This is a genomic window from Halorubrum sp. SS7 (genome assembly GCF_005435055.1).
GTDB lineage: Archaea > Halobacteriota > Halobacteria > Halobacteriales > Haloferacaceae > Halorubrum > Halorubrum salinarum.
The window spans coordinates 241-1111 of sequence record NZ_SGXV01000114.1; the positions used below are offsets into that span (position 1 = coordinate 241).

Sequence of the window (871 nt, forward strand, 5' to 3'; positions counted from 1 at the left end):
CGTGAACGTCATCCGCGCGCCGGACATGGCGTCGTCCATGCCGAGGTACAGCGCCGCCGCGGGGATCGTCTTCGCCGCCTCGTTGTACATGATGATCTCGCCGTCGAGGTCGGCGTCGACGTAGTCCTCCTCGAACAGGATGTTGTAGCTCGGCTCGTGGTCCGGAACGCTCCGGGAGTCGTAGGAGTAGCCGTACCAACCGAAGCGGATCGGAACCCCGTAGGCGTCTCCGCCCTCCGTGAACTGTTCGTCGACGAACGTCTGGAACCGGTCGTACATCGAGTCGAAGTTCGTCACCACGTCGCGGTTCACGGGTGCGACGAGGCCGGCGTCCATGAACCGCGGAACGAGGTTGTTGTTGGGGACGGCGATGTCGTACTGCGCGTCTTGGCCGGCGCTCCACTGCGAGAACATCTCCGTCGACGACGTCGAGGGAGTGATGTTGAGTTCCACCCCGTCGAGCGTGGACTCGATGTTCTCTTGCATCTCGGCGTACTCCTCCCACGTGATGATGTTGATCGTGGTCGTCCCGTTGCCGCCCATGCTACCGCCGTTGCTACCGTTGCCACCGCCGCCACCGCTGCCACCGCCGCCACCGCCGCTACAGCCGGCAAGTGCGACCGCACCGGCCGCACCGGCACCGGCGATGTACTGACGACGACTCACGCTCCTGTTCGATCGTGCCGAGTCCTCGTGACTCGTTGGCATACGCCGTATGTACGAAGTAGAGTAAATAAATATTTCCCACGTAATACATATACAGAGTTATTTAATTTATCTGCCATTATTGGGGTGTATCCGTGCTTTCGACGCGCTGCGGGGCGATTCGTCCGTGAACCGGTGTTACGGCCCAGCGCTCGTCGCGCGGATG

General features: G+C 61.7%; 1 pseudogene. It reads right to left on the reverse strand.

Going from position 1 to position 871, the window contains the following annotated elements:
• Nucleotides 1-708, reverse strand: a pseudogene (locus tag EXE44_RS16950) (spermidine/putrescine ABC transporter substrate-binding protein); the annotation flags it as partial.
• Nucleotides 709-871: the final 163 nt, after the last annotated feature.